This window comes from Paenibacillus polymyxa (genome assembly GCF_001719045.1).
Classification (GTDB): Bacteria; Bacillota; Bacilli; order Paenibacillales; family Paenibacillaceae; genus Paenibacillus; species Paenibacillus polymyxa_B.
In genome coordinates this window covers 3,857,296-3,878,732 of sequence record NZ_CP015423.1, presented here as the reverse complement: position 1 = coordinate 3,878,732, position 21,437 = coordinate 3,857,296, and the positions used below count along the sequence as shown (strand labels likewise).

Sequence of the window (21,437 nt, the reverse complement as noted above, 5' to 3'; positions counted from 1 at the left end):
CTATTTTACCACTTACTTACGGTCGTGTATCACTTTGGTCCCCATCCACATCTTTTTATCCGAATATCCCCATGCTCAGATAACGTTCTCCGGTATCCGGGGCAATGCAAAGTACCCGTTTGCCTGCTCCCAAACGCCGCGCTTCCTGAATCGCCGTCCATATCGTAGCTCCGCTAGAGGGACCAACCAGAATCCCTTCCTGGGCAGCAATCGCTCGTGTCATTGCAATCGCATCCTCATCGGAAACCTGCACGATTTCGTCATACACTTCCGTATTCAGCACGGTGGGAACAAAGCCTGGACTGGTGCCAACCAGCTTATGTGGACCGGGTTTTCCTCCAGATAGCACTGGCGAACCCTTCGGCTCAACTACAACAATCCGCAGATCCGGCAAATGCTGACGTAGCACTTCACCTGTTCCCGTAATGGTACCGCCCGTTCCCGAAGAAGCGACGAACACATCCAGCTTCCCTTCCGTCTGTTCCAAAATTTCCAGTGCCGTCGTCGTACGGTGGATATCGGGATTTGCCTCATTTTCAAATTGATGCGGGATAAAGCTCCCTTTAATTTCAGCCCCCAGTTCGAGTGCCTTGCGAATCGCTCCTGGCATCCGTTCTTCCGCTGGTGTCAGTACAACCTCAGCCCCGTAGGCTTTCAAAATATTGATCCGTTCCTTCGTCATATTCGAGGGCATCACCAAAACCGCACGGTAACCTCGGGCTGCCGCATTCATCGCAAGACCAATTCCCGTGTTGCCACTCGTCGGCTCAATAATGGTGCCTCCCGGCTTTAGATGTCCTGCCTTTTCAGCCTCGGCAATCAGGTTGCCCGCCGCCCGATCTTTAACACTGCCGCTTGGATTAAAATACTCCAGCTTCACATACACTTCCGCATCCTGCGGCCCTGTGAGCCGTTGGAGTCTTACACAAGGTGTATCTCCTATTAAATCTGTAATACTCTGTACCACTTTAGGTGCCATCGTTGTATCCTCCTTAGATCGTTCCTTACAGCGTCATTTACGATCTTAATATCATACTACCAAAATAACATACTTGGCTCCTTCCTACCTGTCGCTTTTGTAAATTACATAAAACTCATCAGCTTAGTATGTAAAATTCTTGCAAAATGGGTCGCCAGATATCGCCTGTAATGATATACTCGCATTACTATTTTTCCAGGAGGATACAAGACACTTATGAGTAATCAACAAAATATGACAGCAAATCGCTTTCCCCCCTCCTTGCTATGGTTGACCCTTGGTGCCTTCGCCATCGGCATGACTGAATTCGTCATTATGGGACTACTGCCCAATGTAGCCCATGATCTTCATGTTACGATTCCGCAAGCCGGGCAGTTAATCACCAGTTATGCGCTTGGTGTAGCCATTGGTGCGCCTGTGCTTACTGTATTAACCCATAAGGTTCCGCAGAAAAAGCTGCTATGCCTACTAATGACCATATTCATTTTAGGCAATCTTTTTTCCGTCATTGCTCCCAATTACGAATTTCTGATTGCGGCCCGTATGGCTACTGCATTATCGCACGGAACCTTTTTGGGAGCCGGTTCCCTGATCGCTGCCCGACTGGTTCGTCCTGACAAGCGCGCGGGTGCCATTTCTATGGTGCTGACCGGTTTGACCGTGGCGAACATTATTGGTGTGCCCTTTGGAACCTTTATCGGACAACAACTCGGCTGGCGTGCTTCCTTTGGAGCTATTGTGGTCATCGGCTTGATTTCTCTCTTTGGTATCATTCGTTACATTCCGGTAATTCACCAGGACAAGCCTTCCAGTCTCAAACAAGAAGTCAAAAGCCTGTTTAATCCAAAAGTGCTGCTGATGCTGCTCACAGGTGCAGTCGGTTGTGGTAGTCTGTTCACTGTCTTTACGTACATTACGCCTTTGCTTACGGACATTAGTGGCTTTGCCGAACATAGCATTACCTGGATTCTCGTCCTGTTTGGCCTAGGGGTAACGATCGGCAATATCGTTGGCGGCAAGCTTGCGGATTGGAGACTACTTCCATCTCTGATCGCAAACTATGCTGTACTGGCTATTATTTTGGCCATTCTGACATTTACGCTTCAAAGCCAGGTATTGGCCGTCATTACCGTCTTTATCTGGGGCATTGCTGCGTTCGGCATCATGCCGGGTATTCAGGTTCGCATCATGAATCTGGCCTATGAGGCTCCTTTGCTTGCTTCTACCTCCAGTCATTCCGCATTGAATCTGGGTAACGCAGGCGGCGCTTTTATCGGGGGAGTCGTTATTAATCAAATGGGGCTAGCCGCTATTCCATGGGTTGCATCGCTAATCACTGTCGGCGGTCTGCTACTCATGATAGTTAGCTACATTGTGGATCGTAAGACGGCTCATACTGAAGCAACAGCGGAGATACAGTCATAGAATCGTTCTGTTTGTTGGACAGTGTACAGCTATCAACCGGAGAACAATAAATGGCGGCATATCTCTAAAAACAGCAAGTTGGACGTAAACGATTGGTTCATTTTTCATAGATTGAGAGATATTGTCCACTCTCTTCTTCTAAATTCCTCATAGTATGCATTGCAATACAAATTTATGAGGAAAAAAGTGTGTATGATGAGCCTTTTTTTTACAAACCACACGAGTAACACGATCTTTGCTGCCTATGCTTATCCTGATTCCGACTGTCATCCCATGAATTATTCTAAAATGGGCTGGTATCGGCTAGAGCCTGGTGATACGAGAGAAATATGGAGCGGGTCTGTAGGGGGAACCACATTCTATTATTATGCTGAAGATCACTCCAGAAATACATGGCGTGGCACGTACCGCACATGGCTTCCGAGAAATACTAGCCATGATTTTCATTGGTGTTGGAACGATAGCAGAGGATCATCCAGACGAGTGGGGATGCGCCGCCTTGCCATTGATTCATCTGTAGACAATTACACTGTTGAGTTTAGCAGAACCAACCAAAGCTTACTGACAACAAAGACAACTCGTAGAGCGTTACCTTCCAAATCGGAGGACTCCGGCATTAACAGAATTCAGAGAAGACCGACTCGATTTAAAAAAGGAACCCCAGTTCCAGTAAAGTCCAAACGATAAGTCAAAGAATTCGCCAATAAAAGGCGCAACCTGGTTGCAAACACTACAAAGCCCCTTTGAAAAAACACAATGAACCGTAACCCGCAAGATGGACATTTTTTAAAAAAGTGACTACCTTGCGGGTTATTTTTATTTCACACTGGACATTCAGACGCTTGTTGCAACCATAGTATTTTGCCTCGCCGTTCAGCTTAACCAATGATCAAAAAAGTCCCGATAGCCCTGCTTCATCACCTGACTTGAAAACTGTTCCATGGCGTATGCCTGATTTTCTGTAGAAACCCGACGCGGTGAGGCGGCAGCCATATTGACCAGCTCGAACCAGTTTTTCTCATTCCCTGAAAAAGAATGCGTAGAGCTGATATGTCCATAGCAAGGATGCTCTGGCTTCACGACGATTTTCCCCATAGCGAGCGCTTCGGTCAGCGGCATTGCGAATGTATCGAATTTGGAGCAGCTCCAATACACCTTCGCCGTGTTCATCAGTGCAAACACCTCATCTTGCGTCAACGCAAATTGAAGTTTAACATTGTCCGGGATATCGTACTTCTTCATACTTTCCTTGTAGCGTTCACCGCCAAATACCATATAGACATCCTTGTCAGGATTATGCCTCGCATACTCCAGTACCAAATCCGGACGTCGGTTCTCCTCATCTCTACCAATCCACATCACCCGGTTCTCTATCACTTGCGAGGAATCAAAATGCTTTTCCACCAGACGTTCATTGAATCCGATCGGGATGACTGTCACATCGGTTACGCCAAACTTCGAAGCCATCTCCTGCTTGAGAAAGGCAGTCTGTACAATAGCCTTGTCCACGATCTGATAAAAAGGCTTCATCATCTCATAGCCTGTAAGCGCCGGATCTGGAAAACTATGCGGAAAAAGCACGCTGTTTTTAAAAAACATATTTAAATAGGTAAAGCCAGATACCGTATAAATAACGTGCTCAATCTGCTGCTCATGGAGTTGGTCCAGTACGACGTCATAGTTGACCAGGTCGCCCTTTTCGTGCTCATAGCCCGGAAGCCAGTCATGGCTGCTCACATGGCGCTCCGGTGAGACAAATACGATGTCCACCCCCAATTCCAACCCGATCTGCTTCAGACGCTCTGCGAAAATACGTGGACCCTGCGCTTCAGCAAATTGTATTTTTCTCATGACTAAACCGACTTTTTTCATGGATATATTCCCTACCTTCTTTAGCTAACTAAACACAGTCTATGTCTTAAGCTACTATCTACATTGTTGGGCTTGTCCCCAATCCATCATTGCTGCACATTGGTTCAAACAGGCTAACGTTTCATCCAACTGGGACTCTAATTGCTCTTTTGACCATTTGTCGGCGTTTCTATGCAGGTTCGTTCCAATCCTTTGCAAATCACTTGTGATTAACAACAGCATCCAGAGCGAAAATACCACCGCAAACATGCCATATTCCAGCATAAATGCCGTTCGATCCACTCTTTTCCCCAACAGCTCCAGCTGCTCCACGTATGTGTCCAGCATACGAATACGCAATTCGGACGTCATGCGTCGGGGAAACAACGGATGGGACATATCGATCAGATGATATACATCCCACAGCGGTGTGTTCAGATGAGCATGCTCCCAATCCAGTACCATAAGCCGTTCCCCGCTCAGCGCATAGTTCCCCGGATGAAGATCACCATGAGACAGTACAAGCTGCTGTGAAAAAGATACATGCTCCAGCTGTACATATATACGCCGCATCTGTTGCTTAGATAAACCCAGTGAGCTGCAAAGCTTTAACACATCCGGCTTGCGCGTGTATAGCTCGGAAACCATCTCCTGAATAAGTGGCTTTGGTCCCCGTAACGGCATCCCAGCAAAACGATCTGTCGGCAAAGCATGCCACCATGCAACAAGTCCAACAGCTCGCAATAAAGTTTCGTCTGCGTGTAGATGATGTAACGAACCAAGGTCCTCAAAAACCATCCATTCTCCTCCGCCATCCGCACCTGCATCAGACCAGGCTAGCAATCGAGGATAGATCGGTGATAACGCAGGAAGCACATGCTCATACACCCATCTCTCACGCCCTTCCTGACCATCGTTGGTTAGCGGTTTAAATATATAACTTTCAGAGGAGGAAACGTAAAAACGTTCCACATGCCGGCCATTCGTACCTGTATATAAAACCTCACGATTCCGCACCAGCGTATCATTTAAGGTGCCGTCAACATTCACATATTGATGAAAAGGATTCATAGCCACCCAACTTTTTTGTATAAAATGTAATAGCACGATCATATCATAGTCCTCGTTCCGAACGAAGCCCAGATCATCTTGGGGTAACTCGCTGTACCCAAAAAGGGGCTTGCCCAAGCAGATCACGCGACCTGTTGGCAGCCCCTTATCACATCCATACTCCTATCCTTACTCTATTCTATACCGATTAATATTGAGTATTGCCGGACTCGCTCGTATTACCAGACTTAAAGCCTTTGAACAATTGTTTCACATTGTGATAACGAGTGTTCGTAATTTTAGCTTTGCTGTTAGGACCATCCGATCTCAGGATCGAGTCCTTTACATTGGAAATATCCGAGTTATCCAAAGTCATATTCACTCTGAATGTAGAGCCCCCAAGTTGGCGAACCAGCTTTCCGATATCATCGGCTCTAAAGTTTTTAATGTTAATCGTGCCTTCGGCATTAATTTGGAATACTTTATCGTACGCATGGAACGCTCCACCGCCCGTAATGTTTACCGTGCCTGGTTCTTTAAGCGTCAAGGCATCTTCACCTACATCCTCCCACGTTACGTTGGAAATAGTTCCGTTGCCATATACATGCACACCATCCGCAGCAGGGGCAGCGATGGTCACATTTTTCAGAGTTGCATTATTTTCAAGCTTGAAAATAGGCTTTTGAGCCTCTTTCTGGCTTCCGTCTCCCAAGGTATCGGGATCAGCCACTACAGTCTTGCCTTTACCATCGTATACTTCTCCAGCTTTAACAAGTATGGTCTTATGAACGACTTCTGGTGCTGCATGTGCAGAATAATTGCCGACAAATAAAGCGACCAACATTCCTGATAAAGCGATACTGATTCCCTTTTTCAATACTTTAGCTGTGTTTGTTTTCATTTCAATTCATCCCTCTCGTAGATACTTTTTTATTGTTCCAATTCTTCGTTGACTAGAACGCGTAGACCGTATCACCACCTTCGTACAATGAACCCATTGACCGATACATGTCTATAAAGCATTATTATACTATTTGCATATGTATACTTGGTTTTTGGTTCAAAGTAACTACATTCTATAAATTCAGGTACACACAAATTGTAAATAGAGCGATTACATTTACAATTTGTATAATTCTATTATAATCCTACTTCCAGTAATTTCAATATATTTTTCGGCAAAATACATGCTTTTTTTCAATTAAGTACACAATTTTGCCTTTTTTATACTTGTACAAAGTTGCCTTTCAGCAATTTACGCATTACAAGACTTGAATATCTAGTCTCGTTGACTTACTCTAGATCACTATAATGGTATTCACAAGCTCTTTTCCGTCCTATACCTTATTTTTGATGTGATCTATACTATTGAATGACACGTTGGATGAACGTATAATGTATTTAGTGCTTTGAAGCGTTACATCTCAACATTACTGGTGAGAAAAGAGTGGTTATCGTGCAAAACAATAGTGAGATTCCATTAAAAGAACAAAATATTGTGCTCATCGGCTTTATGGGTGTAGGCAAAACAACGATCGGTTCCCATCTAGCGCGCAAGCTGTATCGCGATTTCGTGGATATTGACCAGGAGATTGAACAAGAGTACAACATGCCAACAACCGAGATTTTCAAAACTTATGGAGAGAAACGTTTCCGTGAGATTGAAAAAGAGCATATTTTGAAGCTGTGCAGCAACACACGCCTTAAAATCATTTCCGTTGGCGGTGGTGCATTTTTACAGGAAGAGGTGAAGCAAGCTTGTTTGGCTTCATCGATTGTTTTCTTCTTGGATTTGAATTGGGATTCCTGGAAAGATCGGCTTAAGATGCTGATTGACACCCGCCCCAATCTACAAAACAAGACTTTAGGGGAAATTGAAGATCTTTTCCGTTCCAGACAGGACATTTACGCGGTGAATCACTCCAAGATCGATACGGATCAGTTGGATGCGGAAGAAGTCGCAGACTATATTATTCAAACGCTGAATCTAGGTTGGGAGTTATATGAACCTACTCGGGGATTGAATTAAGAGTTACACCAAAAAGGAGGGCTCCAGCATGCTTACCGCATGGGGCCCTCCTTTTTGGTTCACTACGAATATATTACTGACTGGCGAGTAATGCTATCCATCTTTTAAGAATGGCTATGCAGCACCGTCAATATCTCTCTCAGTTCAGTGACAGGAATCTGCCCCGGAGCGGAAGCTTTCTTAGCAGCACCAAAGGTCAGAGCCGAACCAAACAGTTCTCCGGTCAGGCGGCTCACGACACCTTTCCCCGCCATCGACATCGTAATAATCGGCCGATCTGCATGCTCTTCTGCCATGGTACGTGTGGCATCCAGCAAAGTGAGAACATCGGCTGTATTGGTCGGCATCACTGCTATCTTAGGCAGATCGCCTCCTAATTCCTGCGCCTTGCGTAACCGGGACACAATCTCCTCCTTCGACGGCGTCTTATGAAAATCATGATTAGATATAATCACATATACGTTATGCTTATGTGCTGCTTCTACCAGCGTCTTCACATCAGCTTCCTCATTAAAAAGCTCTACATCAATAAGTTCAACTTGTCCCGTTTCGGCTACTGTACGGTTCAATTCCACATAACTCGCCGCACTGATTTCCTTTTCTCCGCCTTCCCGAGCGCTACGGAACGTAAATACGAGCGGAATATTTGCTAAAATAGACCGAATTTCATGTAAGGCAGCTTTCACCTTTTTCAAATCCTCCACATGCTCGAAAAAATCGACTCTCCACTCCACGATATCCAGGTCGAGCGTACGCAAATAAGTGGCCTCTTCCTTCAACTGCTCCAACGTTTCTCCCACCATGGGCACACAAATTTTTGGCGCTCCTTCACCGATCAGAACATCTCTCACCTTTACGATTTTAGCCATCTCTATCTCACTCCCAAATTACAGTTTCAGGTCGAACATGTACAATAATTCATAGTATAACGCATTCTGAATAAGCATGCAGATGATTAGGTCCTGTCGTCATTTATTTGGTATCCAGTACGATTTTAGGGGACAATTTGCGACTTGCTGGAAAAACTAAACTGTACCGAAAATTAACAAACACCGCCAGTACGATCCCTAGCACATTCACAATAATAGCTAGCATAAAAACACTCGATATCTGAGAATGTTTCAAAAGAAAGCCTGTAAACACAGGAATGATCGTGTATGACAGCGAGGTTGCTGTATAAACAAACCCAGTAATCTGTCCTTTTCGTTGACTAAAAAATTCACTCATTACAGTTAACGTCAGCTGGAGTACACCCGATATTGAAAACCCAATGACACTCGCACAAATAATGGCCGCCGCCCCTGACTTGAAAAGAAGAAGCGCTCCAAAAGCCAACAAGGAAATACATGGATAAATAAGAATAATGTGAACAGGTTTAACCCATTTTCTTAACACAATTACCAATACAAACACGGAAATCAGCGAACCGACATTGTAATAAACTAATAATCTGAGAGACTCTGATTCGGTCATACCGATAAACTGTTGTCCAAAAGTAGGCAACCATAATTGCACAATATAAAGCAAGGTAGGTCCCGTAAATCCGAGCAAGATAAGACATAGCCCCTCCTGCCAAAACCGCGGCTTACTTCGGTCATTTGTCTCCAATTTTCCCGTTTGCTCAACGCTTGATACAGAAGTATCACCAACTGGCTTCTTGGGTGACTGAACCCGCATGTCTGGGAACTTCATCTTGAACAAGTAAATTGCATTTAAAGCAAATATGAGGGCTGGTAAAAAGAAAGAGAACCCGTAGAAAATGTCGTGATTCATAAAAAAGATAATCATTAACGGCAAAAATGCCGCCCCGACGGATATAAAACCTCTCACTAACACTGTAGCCGAACCAGAGGATTGGGGGAAAGCTTCGATCAGCGCTGGATAAGTACCTGAATCAAGAAAAGAATTCGCTACACCTGCCAGCACTGCCAGTACGATCGCCATCTCAAAGCTGGGACTCAGCGGTATACCGACCAAGAATACAGCCATCAGTAGCCCTGCTGCCACAATAAACGGCTTACGACCATAACGGTCGGAGAGCACGCCGGATATGTACAGCGTAAACAGCCTGCCAAATCCCATCGCAGAAACCAAGAGACTGATGCCCGCCTGATCTGTATGCAAATGCTCTGTTAAAAAAGACATGTGGGACGCTAGCATAATATTAAACATGCCGAACAAAAGATAGTTTACATAAAGGCCTGTCGCCACTGGAAAAGAAGAACGTTTCATCATGAATTCACCTGCTTTTGTAAGTAAGTCTTGTAGTATCAAAAATGTGAATCATTTCACATTACCTGTGTCGATGATGAAGTATAGAACACATTTTAAGATTTATCAAGTTTAAATATTGCGGGAGCTCAGCCTAGACGCGCTGATGCGTTTTCAGATAGAACTCCTTGCCGTAACTTAGTGCAAAGTTCCGAAAGTCCACTACTGCCGGGGATAAATATCTATTTTTGATGCTGGCTAGGTAGATAAAACGCTCGTATTCTGGATTTACAATAGGCAATGTTTTGACGTTAAAATAATCTAACGATGAAATGCGAGGCATAACCCCAATTCCGTAATTGACAGACACCAGTCCTGCCATTGCTGTATCCTCTTCAATCTCGCAAATAATCTGTGGCGTAACACCCGCTTTGGCGAACAAATTTTCAATAATGGGCCGCACCCCACTCTTTTTGTTGAAGAAGATCACCGGATAATCTGCCGTATCCTTAAGATCAATTTGGTCTAGAGACGCCAGTGGATGATCAGGCGAAACAATGACAACCAGTTCCTGCTGAGCCAACGGAATAAACTCCACATCCGGTTCATTTTCCATGTGAGAGCAGAACGCCACATCATAATGTTCCTGCTTTAGCCCCTGGATAATATCGTTCGTATTCCCTTGGTGAAACGAAAAGGAGATATCTTTATGGGCATCCAGAGCTGAAAAGGCTTGAATGATCGCTGGAATGAAGTGTGAGCCTAACGTGTAAATGAACGCCAAATCTATATTTCCATGGCTTGGACTCACTAACTCTCGTAAATTATGCTCTCCCTTTTCTAATTCATCCATCGCGTGCTCCACATACTTTAGGAAAAATCGTCCGTATTTGTTTAACCGAATATTTCTCCCCTGCTTCTCGAACAGATGAACTCCCAAATCTTTTTCTAATTCTGAAATCGCATGACTTAAACTGGGTTGTGTAATACATAGTCGCACAGCTGCCTGGGTAAAATGCTCCATCTCCGCAAGTACACGAAAATATTGTAAGTGCTTCAGGTTCATAATTATGTACTCTCCTTCTTTAATTCATATTTTAAATTATAGACCCAAACTATGAAAAACGATAAAAATATGCATTGGATTTATAATAACACTCCTTATATAATAATGACATAGAAAGAATGTGAATAATTTCACTTATCTGTAGGCGTAATGTAATACAGCTGGACGATGCCTACCTAGGCCATTGATCTAAAATTTAAGTTGGGAGTTACACTTATGAAAAATCCTTATATCAGAATGGCAGCAGGGCTTTACATCAACTATTTTCTTCTGGGTATGATCAATGTTATTCTATCGTCGAATATGAGCTTCCTGACCGTTCAATTGAACACGGATAAAGCAGCCATCGGCTATCTGGTGTCCGCGATTGGGATCGGTAAGCTGCTCGCTCTCGGGGTAGCCGGAAAAATGTCAGACAAATACGGAAGAAAACCACTCATTGTTATTGCATCATTTGCTTATTTAATCTTCCTGATCGGCATTCCGCTTGCGCCTAACTATACGTTGGCATTCGTGTTTGCTATTATCGCAGGGCTTTGCAACTCTATGATGGATGCAGGAACGTATCCTGCATTAATTGAAGGCTTTGGAAAAAAAGCCGGGTCTGCAACGGTACTGGTCAAAGCATCCATCTCAATCGGTGCCATTGTGATTCCATTCATGATTGCTTTCTTTATTAATCACGACATGTTCTATGGATACTCCTTCTTTATTCCAGCAGGGATTTATCTGCTGAACGGTATCTTCTTGTCGATGACAGCTTTCCCCAACCACAAAGCAGAGGAACAAAAGGCTTCAACCGAGGCTGCCCAATCCACAGATACTTTCCGCAGCGAGCCTAAGTTTTGGCAAGAAGGTTTATCTCTGATTATTATCGGTTTTACTTCTACTGTATTGTTCATGATCGTACAGCTATGGCTTCCTACCTTTGGACAAGAGGCCCTGGGCATGGACAAAGCCAGTGCCATTAAACTGCTGAGCTACTATAGTATAGGTTCATTGGTTTCCGTTATTCTGTTAGCTGTGGTACTTGGTAGATTCATTAAACCGATTACTGTCATGATTGTATATCCGCTTATTGCCCTGCTTTCTTTGCTGGCTTTAATTACATGGCACAATCCTGTCGCTACTTTGATCAGTTCATTCCTGATCGGCTTGTCTACCGCAGGCATATTCCAAATTGCCCTCACGGTTATGACGGAATTTTTCCGCAAGAACAAAGGCACTACGACTTCTCTCGTGAACATAGCAGCCAGTCTTTCGTTCATTCTGATGCCTTTGGCTACCGGGGGCATGTCCAAAAGTTTGGGAATTACCTCGGTATTCATTCTGGATATTGCGATTGCTGTAGTCAGTATTTTGCTGGCCTTGTTTGTTGCTTATCGATATAAAAAAGTGTTTCATTAAACCACACAGATTACTTGGAGGCTTATATTATGAAAAATGCTGGACGTATTGACGGAAGAACACAATTAATCGGACTGCTTGCTACACCAATCGGACACTCTTTGTCCCCGGCTATGCATAATCTTGCGTTTGAAAAGCTGGGCCTGAATAACGCGTATATGGCCTTTGAAGTAGGAAACGAACAACTTGAAGAAGTGGTACGGGGGATGCGCGCTCTGAACATACGTGGTTATAACGTGTCCATGCCTAACAAAACAGCTATATTACAGTACCTTGACGAGCTGGACGACAGCGCTAAATTTACAGGTGCCGTCAACACCGTCGTAAACACAGATGGTATACTGAAAGGCTACAGTACAGATGGATCTGGTTATGTTCGCAACTTGCGTGAACACGGCATTGACCTCAAAGGTAAGAAAATGACACTTGTCGGCTCTGGCGGCGCAGCTACACCGATTGCTATTGAAGCGGCTCAAGCAGGTCTGGCTGAAATTTCAATCTTTGCCCGTAACGATCAGTTCTTTGCTCGTGCAGAAGAGAATGTCCGTATTATTAATGAAGATATGAAACACACCCAAGTCAAGGCGAATATCTATCCATTGGAAAATCAAGAACAGCTACGTGAAGAGATCCGCACAAGTCATATTCTCGCTAACGGTACAGGTGTTGGTATGAAACCGCTGGAAGGCAAAAGTGTGATTGAAGATGTGTCCATGCTTCGTTCCGACCTGATCGTAACCGATGTAGTGTACAGCCCAGCTAAATCCAAGCTGATGGAACAAGCCGAATCCGTAGGTGCAACTGCCATTAACGGTCTGGGCATGATGCTGTGGCAGGGCGCATTGGCCTTCGAACTGTGGACAGGCCAAGAGATGCCAGTCGCTTATATTAAAGAACAGCTTTTTGCTGATAAGCTGTAGACATAGAGCTGCTAACAAGTGCACTAAGCAATGAATTCCTTCTATTATATACTCATGCATGTACTCAAAAGACTATGCTCGGCGAATGAACACTTCTGCCAGGCATAGTCTTTTGATTAATCCTTATAAGGGTCAAATTCATTGGCCCCAGCCATGCATACCCCAATAGGCTTCAGTTCATGCATAACTTCCACGGTCTCGGAATGAGCATCCAGTACCTCGCGCAGTTTACGGTAGACGAACGGGCTTTCATCTGTACCGGCTCCGCGCAGCTGGACACCATAGTTCCGAACGGCCTCCTTCATCTGTACGTCTGTGATTTGTCCACCACTCCGTGTACGGGTTTTCCAATTCATTTTACCGGCTGCCTGGGTACGACTCATAATACGACCTGCGCCATGGACTGTACTATAGTAGGAATCCCGATTTTCTACCGTATCTCTTCCACGCACAATTACCGAAATATCGCCCATGCTTCCTCCAATAAAGCCAATCTGGCCAGGTGCCGAGGGAGTAGCGCCTTTGCGGACCACAATGGTGTCACGCCCATCATGCTGTTCTTTCCATGCGTAATTATGGTGATTATGCACAGTAAAGTCCGCTTCGGTTCCCATAATACCAAGCACTTGTTCTATCACATAGTCACGTCCCGCATACGCATAGCGTCCGGCAAGACGCATCGCACGATAGTACATGTCCCCCAGCTCACTGTTCATATCCAGCAGCACAGGCGGCTGATCCATATGCTCTCCCGGCGCCTTTCCGAGAAACTCTCGTCCAGCGGCCAAGTTTAGAAACCCACTTGCTGTTTTGTGGCCAAAGCCCCGACTGCCGAAATGATTGGCAATCCAGACCCGCCCTGTCGCTTCCTCCACGAATATATCAACAAAATGATTGCCACTCCCTACTGTACCCAGCTGTTCTCTCGCTAAGGACTTCAGTTTGTCATGTTCTTGTTTCCCTATCGCTGCATATACCCCCCAGTCCGGGTCATCGAACAGCTCATGGTCTACCTGAATCGCATTCACACGGCCTACGCCAAACGAAATATGACGTGCAATCTCATCCATCACGGCTGAAATACGCGGCATAATATCTGCTGCAAATAGCTTGGTTCTTACCGCCTTATTCCCGCAACCGATATCATACCCGACACCTGAAGGCGAAATTTGTCCGTCATATACCATCACACCGCCAATCGGCTGACTGTAGCCTTTATGATGATCTGCCATCAGCAGCGCCTGAATCACATTGCCGTTTTCGGCACATGTACGGGCTTGAGATAATGCCCCTGGATCAGGTGCTCCCCATACTCGTACTCCATTGATTTCTTGATAAGCCATCGTCGTTTCATCCTCCTGTAAGTCACTCCATGTTTAAACTTGTAAAGTCGTTAATTGCATTATGTACGTTTTACCAGCTTCCGAACAGGGCGTAAGTATTACAAGTACAATAGTAGATATCCCCTAAGAAAATGAAAAAGGATACCCATGCAGCCAACCAGACTGTAGGATATCCTTTTATAATCATTTAGAAACTATGAAATCAATTATACCAATCTTTTTTGATGATTCCGAATTGATCCACAATAAAAGGTTTGGCATCATTTTTGTTTTGATCAATTTCATACGTTACGGCTGTAAGTTTGTTTCCGTCTATGGTGATGCCAACAAAATTCTGTACCTGTCCTCGTGTAGGTCTACGATTGTCACTCGGATCTGGGCCATATACTGCCGCATGATTCTCTTCAGCTAGTTCAAAGAGATTATAGTACTTATCTCCAAGTTTTTCGCTTGGGTTCTTGTAGTAAACTTTGGGGCCAGCGGTTGCTGGGATGACATAGATACTTCCGTCTGGATTCACACTGTATTCAATTGTCTTTTCATTTAATGTATCTTTTACTTTTGTTGGCGTTGTTGCTTTACCCTCTTGATTGATTGGTTTCGTACGAGCGTAAATATGATCGTGCCCTTGCACAACAAAGTCGATATCCAGCTCAGCCATTAAAGGTGCAATCTGGTTACGAACTCCGTTACTATCTATGATGTCAGAGTCTGTTGCATGATTAGAGGTGGTATAGGGACCTTTATGAATGTTAACAATAATCCACTTTGCACCTGCCCTTTTGGCTGCCGCAGCATCTTTCTCTAACCATTCAACTTGATCTTCAGAAAAATTGGCATATTTCTCTGAGTCCTCATTGGAGTTCAGTACAATAAAGTGAGCATTGCTGTAATCAAAGGAGTAGTATGCTCCTGTTTTAGTAGCAGAACCAGCTGGTCCATTAATATTAAAGTGATCATAAAAAGCGTAGTTCTCATCCTCGTGATTACCTGCTGAAGGAACAATGGTTGTATTCAAAAGACTTTTTTGTGAATGTCCCAACAACCAGTCCCACTGTTCTTCTTTGGTACCGGTGTCTACGATATCTCCGTTGTGGACTACAAACTGAGCATTACCTACAGTTTGAAGTGCTTTTTCGAGCGTCTGTGAAGACAATATGGCTTCATCTTCGCTTTTTGCTTGTGTATCAGCTAGATCAATGAAGGTAAATTCACCGCTCTTAGGAGCCGTTTGAAACGTACCTGTTTCGCTCCATATCCCGCGCGTTGCATCACCCACACGATAATAATAAGTTGTGTTCGCTTGAAGACCTGTAGCTACGGCTTTATGGACAAGCTCTTCTGCAGAATTGGTCGATGGAGAAGAAGCGCCTACGAATGCGATAGCACTCTTAAAATCAGCTTCTGAATCCGTTTTCTTTATTACTTGAACAGTGCTGTTCGTGAGCAGTTTTGAAGTATACCAGGTAAACCCTTTGGAGCCTTTTGTGTCTCCATAAAATGTAGCTGTAACTTTGCTAATACCATCTGTGTTCCCTGGTGATTCAGCATAGACAGGCGAAGCAGACGGACCAGTAATCAAACCTAGCATAAGAGCAATAGACATAGATGTTGCTGACCATTTTTGAAACTTCTTAAACATGTGTACACTCCTCTTTGCGGTTAAATATGTAAAAGTTATAATTATGATCATAACAATCAATTGTTAATACGTTGTTTTTGGAAATATAGTACTTTGTAAAAATGAGGTTATGAGTGACCTAGCGATTGAGGAGCAAGGATAGCAGCTTATAAGAAAATGAAAAAGGATATCCATGCAGCCAACCAGACTGAAGGATATCCTCTTCAACTATAACACTCATATTAGACGGCTCTGCTATGCCCTGTGTGGATTTGGCTTACTGTGCCACTGAATGCGTACGCTTAAAATCTTCCTTCACCGCAACCAGTAGTGTTTCATTCACCAGTAGCTCCAAGCCTGACAAGGCTAACGCTTTGGCTCCAGTCACTAAGGCTTCCTCACCCTGTTCAGAGCCAGCCGCTTCCCTGAATTCCACCGTATGAGCGATGAGATCATCTGGACCGATCTTAATGTAAGCATGTGCAGTCGGGATAACATGGCTCACATTCCCCGCATCCGTCGAACCCAGTCCGGCACGAGGGCCACGATCCAGCTGTTCTCCCAGCGCTTCCAGTTCACGACCTACAACCTCGTCCAGCGTATCGTTCAGAATGAAATCACGCACTTCATTTTGAAAACGTTCGATTTTCACAGTGGCTCCTGTTGCCAAAGCAGCAGCATCTGCGATATGGCGAACTTTCGTGGAAACCTCCTCTGTGCGCTGCCAAGTACTTGCCCGAATGAAAAAGCGTGCCGACGCATAGTCCGGAATGATATTGGGCGCGTCTCCTCCATGCGTAATGATGCCATGAATACGCACATCGGTCGGCAGTTGCTGACGCAAAGCATTGATACCGCTGAACAACTGTAGCACCGCATCGAGCGCATTGATTCCCTGCTCTGGTGATCCTGCGGCATGAGCCGCTTTGCCGTAAAAATGAAAATCTAGCGGATCAACTGCCAGACTTGGTGAGGTCAGCCGGGTCACACCGGATGGATGAACCATCAGTGCAGCATCAATCCCTTCGAACAGCCCGTGCTTCACGAAGCTGCCTTTTGCACTACCATTAGGACCGCCTTCTTCCGCTGGTGTACCGAACACATACACCTCACCTCCCGTTTCGTCGATCACCTGCGCCAAGGCGATGGCTGCTGCCGTGCTTGCGGTTCCGATAATATTGTGGCCACAAGCATGGCCCAGACCGGGCAATGCATCATATTCAGCCAAGTATCCGATTTTCGGACCTGGCCTAGCAGAAGCCTTACGTGCAACAAATCCGGTTTCGTGTCCCGCTACATTACGAGTTACCTCAAACCCCGCTTGCTCTAAAATACCCGTCAGTGCCTGGGAAGCTTGAAATTCTTGATTGCCGATTTCGGGATTAGCATGAATAAACCGGCTCGTTTCCGTGTAAAGCTGACGAGACTCCTCAATTTTCTCAATAATCCGCTGTCTATGTGTATCGACCGTATTCGTTGTACTCATCGCAATCTCTCCTCGTTTCGAAAATAGATTAGTATGCTTCCAACCCTACTTCTGTTCAACATTCTTATTTCTTTTGTGCTTTAACATCTGCTACCAGCTTATCCAATGTGGCCTGTAGCTCTTCGGCAGACTGGTCTACCACGACGTTAGCTCCTTTGGAATCCTGTTTTACCGCCTCGGCTACATCAGCATCATGGTACAAATCCACGATCGTTTTGTAAGTCGCATTATCCTTATCCTCCGCACGGGCAGCAAACACGTTCACATATGGCTTCGCTTCTTCGCTGCTTGCATCATCCTTGTAGATGGCTCCGTCCAGCTTGAGCCCAGCATCCGTAGCAACACCGCTGTTCACAGCTGAGGCGGCTACATCAGACAAGACGCGCGGCGTCTGCTGGGCAACAACTGGGACAATCTCCAGCTTTTTAGGATTACCTTCTATTTCATCCGTGGTTGGATACAGGCCCGCATCCTGCTTCAACTTAATCAGCCCTGCAGACTGGAGCAGTTTTAAAGCCCGTCCCTGATTGGAGGGATCATCCGGTATAGCAATTTTTGAGCCGTCAGGAATATCCGATACGTTTTTGAATTTTTCAGAGTATAGTGCCATCGGAGCGATAATCGTTGCACCAATAGGGACGATATTCACATCATTTTCTACATTAAACTGACTGAGAAAGGCCAAATGTTGAAAGGAATTCAAATCTACCTCTTTATTGGCGAGCGCCTTATTGGGTAATGTATAATCCGAGAAACTGATCAGCTCAATTTCAATGTTTTTGGCCTCTGCTTTCTTCTTGAGCACATCCCAATACGTGTCCTCAGATCCTGAAACCCCGATTTTAACATGTACTTTTTCATTTGCATTTGAGCCCGAACCGTTAGCCGAGCAAGCAGATAGAACCGCTACACTAAGAATAGCTAGTAAACCCAAGCGAAATATTTTTTTCATTTTCATTTCCCCTTTAATCGTTATGTATAATACTCTGTTACCATTAGCGCCGTAGAAATTTACGAGACAAGTAGTTCCCCGCATATTGGGCGACCTGTACAAAAATAATCAGCAAAACAATCGTGACAATCATGACCGAGGTATCGAATCGTTGATAACCATAGGTCATTGCCAGATTCCCAAGGCCTCCTCCGCCCACCGTACCAGCCATGGCAGAGAAATCAATCAAGGCCACGGTAATAAACGTCAACCCAAGAATCAAAGGTCCCAGCGCTTCCCGAATCAACACACCCGTGATGATCTGAAATGGAGTCGCACCCAGTGCCTTGGCAGCTTCTATCATGCCCGGATCTATGGAGACCAGATTATTTTCCACAATTCTCGCTACAGCAAAGGCCGCTACAATAGTCATTGGGAAAATAGCCGCCGAGGTTCCAATCGTGGTTCCCATGATTAAACGCGTAAACGGGCTAATCGCCACTAAAAAAATGATAAACGGAATCGGGCGAATGATATTAATCAGCAAATTCAGAAACATAAACACAAATTTGTTTTCAAACAAGCTCCCTTTACGTGTCACATACAGTACTAAACCAATCATAAGCCCCAGAATACTGGCAAAAATCAGCGTGACAACAACCATCAAAAGCGTTTCCCCTGTAGCCTCCACTACCTTGAGCCAAAATGTATCCCAATTAACTCTCATGATCGACGACCTCCCTGACTTCCACCGTCGTTCGTAGTTCCTCCACGACCTTGTTAACTTCATCGTCTGCACCGATTAACTCGACAATTAAACTTCCGAACAGCGCTCCCTGTAGCTCATTAATACTTCCATATACAATGTTGTAATCCAGATTATGCTTCCGTGTCGCTCTAGAAAGCACCGGTTCACTGGTCGCCCCACCCCGAAAAACAAGTCTGTACAATCGGCCGGCATGATGCTCCCGAATCTTGTTCAGCAGTTTGGGTGAAAGCTGATCATTCAGTACAGAGCGAATAAAATTTTTCGTCGTCTTCGTCTGTGGATTGGCAAATACATCGAACACACTGCCCTGCTCAATCACCCTACCATTCTCCATCACCGCCACACGGTCACAAATACTGCGAATCACATTCATTTCATGGGTAATGAGCAAGATCGTAATCTGGTACTCTTCATTTACTTTTTTCAGCAGCCTCAATATATCTTCTGTCGTTTCCGGGTCGAGGGCCGAGGTCGCTTCATCACAGATGAGAATATCGGGCGAATTCGCCAGTGCTCTGGCAATGCCGACCCGTTGCTTTTGCCCGCCAGATAACTGCTCCGGATAGGAATCCGCTTTGTCCTCCAATCCAACAAATTGCAGCAGCTCCTTAACACGAGCATCTACCTGTGTCTTGGGCAGTTTAGCCAGTTTTAGAGGATAAGCCAGATTCCCATATACAGTACGAGAGTTAAACAAATTAAAGGTTTGGAATACCATCCCGATCCGTCTTCTTAAATTCCTTAGTTCCTTAGGACGTATCTGAGTAACATCCTGATCATTAACGACAATTCGTCCCTCTGAGGGGCGTTCCAGTAAATTGACAAGCCGCAGCAGCGTACTTTTACCTGCACCGCTAAAGCCAATCACGCCGAAAATTTCTCCTTTTTCAACCGATAACGAAACCTTTTCGAGAGCATTTACCTTACGATTGGGTAAGGTAAATATTTTGCTAACTTGTTCAAACTTTATCAAACTGCTTCCTCCTTACGTCTACAATGTATGTATTCCTCTATCCCATTTTAGTAATCCGGTGGATTTAATCGGATTTATACCCTAAAAAAACTCCCTAATCTTCGTTTGACCGAAGGTGGGATTATTTAACTGTATATTGCATTGTTAACACCTTAAGACAAGAAGGAGAATCTGTCAATAAAAAATGAATATAGCCTTCTGACTCCTGTCATCACAATTGCTTACACTTTTAGGGCTACAAAGCCAAATAAGGCTAACCGTATATTTGCAAAGTTTGCAAACCGGCAGCCCTTTGTGCATTGCAATCTCGATCATTCCACAGACTAATGTGCAGAAGTATTTTTCAAATCTGCTTCATAACGAAGGCCGAATTGTTGTCTTGCCTCCTCCATCACTTCAGCGACTGTAAGTGAACACTCCAAGGAGTTAATGGAACTGTTGCGTTCACCACTCTTGATCAAATCAATAAATTCCTGAATTTCATAATACATTGGCTCACGCGTCTGAGCTTTGGTTAGATCCTCAATTGTGCCGTCCCGATAATGAATTTTCACCTCATAGGGCTGGCTGATTTTGTCGATCACCATCGTTCCATTCTCACCCTGAATTTCAGCAGGCAGATAGGAATCTGTAATTTTGGAATACATGACGATAGCATCCATATCAGGATACTTCATCACGATACTGCCCTCGCCATCGACACCAGAGGATAAAAGTACACCAACCGCCCGAACCTCCTCAGGTTTGCCGAACAAAGTCACCATAGGATACAAACAATACACTCCAAGGTCCATCAAGGAACCATTGGAAAAGGCCGGATTAAACGCATTCAATACCTTACCTTGCTTAAAAGCATCAAAGCGTGAGGAGTATTGACAGTAGCTTGCAAAATAACGCCGAACCCGGCCTAATTTATACATATGATCCTTTATTATTTTAAAGTTAGGCATCAGTGTGGATTTAACGGCCTCCATCAGCAGAACATCGTTGTTGCGCGCGGCTTCGATCATGCTCTTCACCTCTGCTGCATTAGACGCAAAGGGTTTCTCACACAACACGTGCTTTCCGTGATTCATACATAAGATCGCCTGCTCCGCATGTAAGGAATTGGGGCTGGCAATATATACGGCATCGACCTGATCACTTGCGGCCATTTGCGCCAGGTCTGTAAAAACCTCCGGCTGGCTGTTATATTTGTCAGCAAAAGCTTTGCCCTTATCCTCTGTGCGTGAGTATACCGCCGTCAGGGAAAATTCGTCCGTCTCCATCGCAGCTTGAATAAACCTCTCTGTTATCCAGTTGGTTCCAACAATACCAAAACGCATCACAGTATCCCATCCTTCCCGTGAGTCATTACAATTCATATGTACCTATTC

The 21,437-nt window shown here is 44.8% G+C and carries 19 protein-coding genes and 1 pseudogene; 6 read left to right on the top strand and 14 right to left on the bottom strand.

The annotated features are described in order from the left end of the window. Positions 1–55 precede the first annotated feature (55 nt). A complete protein-coding gene (gene cysK / locus AOU00_RS17325) occupies positions 56–979 on the bottom strand; it encodes a cysteine synthase A (RefSeq protein WP_069291184.1) in 924 nt (307 codons plus the stop codon). Between the two features lie 216 nt (positions 980–1,195). On the opposite strand from cysK, the gene AOU00_RS17320 reads away from it, so the two are divergent. The 3 genes and pseudogenes from AOU00_RS17320 (at position 1,196) to AOU00_RS27145 (ending at position 2,924) form a co-directional block, all read left to right on the top strand. Beyond that, the gene (locus AOU00_RS17320) at positions 1,196–2,404 is read left to right on the top strand and encodes an MFS transporter (RefSeq protein ID WP_069291183.1); all 1,209 of its coding nucleotides are present in this window, start codon (positions 1,196–1,198) and stop codon (positions 2,402–2,404) included. A 174-nt stretch (positions 2,405–2,578) separates the two neighbouring features. Further along, positions 2,579–2,752, top strand: a pseudogene (locus AOU00_RS27715) (hypothetical protein); the annotation flags it as partial. A 19-nt stretch (positions 2,753–2,771) separates the two neighbouring features. Continuing rightward, the gene (locus AOU00_RS27145; RefSeq protein ID WP_237166202.1) at positions 2,772–2,924 is read left to right on the top strand and encodes a hypothetical protein; all 153 of its coding nucleotides are present in this window, start codon (positions 2,772–2,774) and stop codon (positions 2,922–2,924) included. Positions 2,925–3,277: 353 nt separating this feature from the next. On the opposite strand, the gene AOU00_RS17315 is transcribed toward AOU00_RS27145, so the two are convergent. From AOU00_RS17315 to AOU00_RS17305, 3 genes are all read right to left on the bottom strand, one after another. Beyond that, positions 3,278–4,276 (bottom strand): glycosyltransferase, encoded by a 999-nt coding sequence (locus AOU00_RS17315; RefSeq protein WP_069291182.1) that lies wholly within the window; start codon positions 4,274–4,276, stop codon positions 3,278–3,280. A 54-nt stretch (positions 4,277–4,330) separates the two neighbouring features. After that, on the bottom strand, positions 4,331–5,368 hold the full coding sequence (locus AOU00_RS17310; protein WP_172828343.1) for an aminoglycoside phosphotransferase family protein: 1,038 nt from the start codon (positions 5,366–5,368) through the stop codon (positions 4,331–4,333). Positions 5,369–5,513: 145 nt separating this feature from the next. Next, a complete protein-coding gene (locus AOU00_RS17305; protein ID WP_061830632.1) occupies positions 5,514–6,206 on the bottom strand; it encodes a pectate lyase in 693 nt (230 codons plus the stop codon). Positions 6,207–6,761: 555 nt separating this feature from the next. On the opposite strand from AOU00_RS17305, the gene AOU00_RS17300 reads away from it, so the two are divergent. Further along, positions 6,762–7,334 (top strand): shikimate kinase, encoded by a 573-nt coding sequence (locus tag AOU00_RS17300; protein WP_029517614.1) that lies wholly within the window; start codon positions 6,762–6,764, stop codon positions 7,332–7,334. Between the two features lie 104 nt (positions 7,335–7,438). Here the strand turns inward: AOU00_RS17300 and aroD are convergent, their stop codons facing one another. The 3 genes from aroD to AOU00_RS17285 form a co-directional block, all read right to left on the bottom strand. Beyond that, a complete protein-coding gene (gene aroD / locus AOU00_RS17295; RefSeq protein ID WP_069291181.1) occupies positions 7,439–8,203 on the bottom strand; it encodes a type I 3-dehydroquinate dehydratase in 765 nt (254 codons plus the stop codon). A gap of 103 nt (positions 8,204–8,306) precedes the next feature. Further along, positions 8,307–9,569, bottom strand: coding sequence for an MFS transporter (locus AOU00_RS17290; RefSeq protein ID WP_081330725.1), 1,263 nt, complete (start codon positions 9,567–9,569; stop codon positions 8,307–8,309). 130 nt (positions 9,570–9,699) lie between these two features. Continuing rightward, positions 9,700–10,611, bottom strand: coding sequence for a LysR family transcriptional regulator (locus AOU00_RS17285; RefSeq protein WP_069291179.1), 912 nt, complete (start codon positions 10,609–10,611; stop codon positions 9,700–9,702). Positions 10,612–10,827: 216 nt separating this feature from the next. Here AOU00_RS17285 and AOU00_RS17280 point away from each other — a divergent pair, with 216 nt between their 5' ends. Beyond that, positions 10,828–12,018 carry an MFS transporter gene (locus AOU00_RS17280; protein ID WP_069291178.1) on the top strand — a complete coding sequence of 397 codons (1,191 nt, stop codon included), beginning with the start codon at positions 10,828–10,830 and terminating at the stop codon, positions 12,016–12,018. Between the two features lie 29 nt (positions 12,019–12,047). Further along, positions 12,048–12,938, top strand: a complete 891-nt coding sequence (locus AOU00_RS17275; RefSeq protein WP_069291177.1) for a shikimate dehydrogenase — start codon at positions 12,048–12,050, stop codon at positions 12,936–12,938. A 116-nt stretch (positions 12,939–13,054) separates the two neighbouring features. On the opposite strand, the gene AOU00_RS17270 is transcribed toward AOU00_RS17275, so the two are convergent. From AOU00_RS17270 to AOU00_RS17240, 7 genes are all read right to left on the bottom strand, one after another. Continuing rightward, a complete protein-coding gene (locus tag AOU00_RS17270) occupies positions 13,055–14,281 on the bottom strand; it encodes an RtcB family protein (protein WP_069291176.1) in 1,227 nt (408 codons plus the stop codon). 202 nt (positions 14,282–14,483) lie between these two features. Beyond that, a complete protein-coding gene (locus AOU00_RS17265; RefSeq protein WP_069291175.1) occupies positions 14,484–15,923 on the bottom strand; it encodes a purple acid phosphatase family protein in 1,440 nt (479 codons plus the stop codon). Between the two features lie 256 nt (positions 15,924–16,179). Further along, entirely contained in the window at positions 16,180–17,388 is a 1,209-nt protein-coding gene (locus AOU00_RS17260; protein WP_069291174.1) for a M20 family metallopeptidase, read from the bottom strand. A 64-nt stretch (positions 17,389–17,452) separates the two neighbouring features. Further along, positions 17,453–18,340, bottom strand: a complete 888-nt coding sequence (locus tag AOU00_RS17255) for a MetQ/NlpA family ABC transporter substrate-binding protein (RefSeq protein WP_023987134.1) — start codon at positions 18,338–18,340, stop codon at positions 17,453–17,455. Positions 18,341–18,383: 43 nt separating this feature from the next. Then, complete coding sequence (locus tag AOU00_RS17250; RefSeq protein ID WP_069291173.1) at positions 18,384–19,046, bottom strand: methionine ABC transporter permease; 663 nt, start codon at positions 19,044–19,046, stop codon at positions 18,384–18,386. Next, positions 19,036–20,061 (bottom strand): methionine ABC transporter ATP-binding protein, encoded by a 1,026-nt coding sequence (locus AOU00_RS17245; RefSeq protein ID WP_069291172.1) that lies wholly within the window; start codon positions 20,059–20,061, stop codon positions 19,036–19,038. Before AOU00_RS17245 ends, AOU00_RS17250 begins: the two co-directional genes overlap by 11 nt. A gap of 323 nt (positions 20,062–20,384) precedes the next feature. Beyond that, complete coding sequence (locus AOU00_RS17240) at positions 20,385–21,386, bottom strand: Gfo/Idh/MocA family protein (protein ID WP_061830653.1); 1,002 nt, start codon at positions 21,384–21,386, stop codon at positions 20,385–20,387. Positions 21,387–21,437: the final 51 nt, after the last annotated feature.

Excerpts from the sequence above, each read along its gene's own strand:
- AOU00_RS17320 (WP_069291183.1), top strand. The coding sequence starts at position 1,196 with ATGAGTAATCAACAAAATATGACAGCAAATCGCTTTCCCCCCTCCTTG.
- AOU00_RS17315 (WP_069291182.1), bottom strand. The coding sequence starts at position 4,276 with ATGAAAAAAGTCGGTTTAGTCATGAGAAAAATACAATTTGCTGAAGCG.
- AOU00_RS17255 (WP_023987134.1), bottom strand. The coding sequence starts at position 18,340 with ATGAAAAAAATATTTCGCTTGGGTTTACTAGCTATTCTTAGTGTAGCG.
- AOU00_RS17270 (WP_069291176.1), bottom strand. The coding sequence starts at position 14,281 with ATGGCTTATCAAGAAATCAATGGAGTACGAGTATGGGGAGCACCTGAT.
- AOU00_RS17285 (WP_069291179.1), bottom strand. The coding sequence starts at position 10,611 with ATGAACCTGAAGCACTTACAATATTTTCGTGTACTTGCGGAGATGGAG.
- AOU00_RS17240 (WP_061830653.1), bottom strand. The coding sequence starts at position 21,386 with ATGCGTTTTGGTATTGTTGGAACCAACTGGATAACAGAGAGGTTTATT.
- AOU00_RS17280 (WP_069291178.1), top strand. The coding sequence starts at position 10,828 with ATGAAAAATCCTTATATCAGAATGGCAGCAGGGCTTTACATCAACTAT.
- AOU00_RS17290 (WP_081330725.1), bottom strand. The coding sequence starts at position 9,569 with ATGATGAAACGTTCTTCTTTTCCAGTGGCGACAGGCCTTTATGTAAAC.
- AOU00_RS27145 (WP_237166202.1), top strand. The coding sequence starts at position 2,772 with ATGCTGAAGATCACTCCAGAAATACATGGCGTGGCACGTACCGCACAT.
- AOU00_RS17310 (WP_172828343.1), bottom strand. The coding sequence starts at position 5,368 with ATGATCGTGCTATTACATTTTATACAAAAAAGTTGGGTGGCTATGAAT.
- AOU00_RS17305 (WP_061830632.1), bottom strand. The coding sequence starts at position 6,206 with ATGAAAACAAACACAGCTAAAGTATTGAAAAAGGGAATCAGTATCGCT.
- aroD (WP_069291181.1), bottom strand. The coding sequence starts at position 8,203 with ATGGCTAAAATCGTAAAGGTGAGAGATGTTCTGATCGGTGAAGGAGCG.
- AOU00_RS17265 (WP_069291175.1), bottom strand. The coding sequence starts at position 15,923 with ATGTTTAAGAAGTTTCAAAAATGGTCAGCAACATCTATGTCTATTGCT.
- AOU00_RS17275 (WP_069291177.1), top strand. The coding sequence starts at position 12,048 with ATGAAAAATGCTGGACGTATTGACGGAAGAACACAATTAATCGGACTG.
- cysK (WP_069291184.1), bottom strand. The coding sequence starts at position 979 with ATGGCACCTAAAGTGGTACAGAGTATTACAGATTTAATAGGAGATACA.
- AOU00_RS17250 (WP_069291173.1), bottom strand. The coding sequence starts at position 19,046 with ATGAGAGTTAATTGGGATACATTTTGGCTCAAGGTAGTGGAGGCTACA.
- AOU00_RS17260 (WP_069291174.1), bottom strand. The coding sequence starts at position 17,388 with ATGAGTACAACGAATACGGTCGATACACATAGACAGCGGATTATTGAG.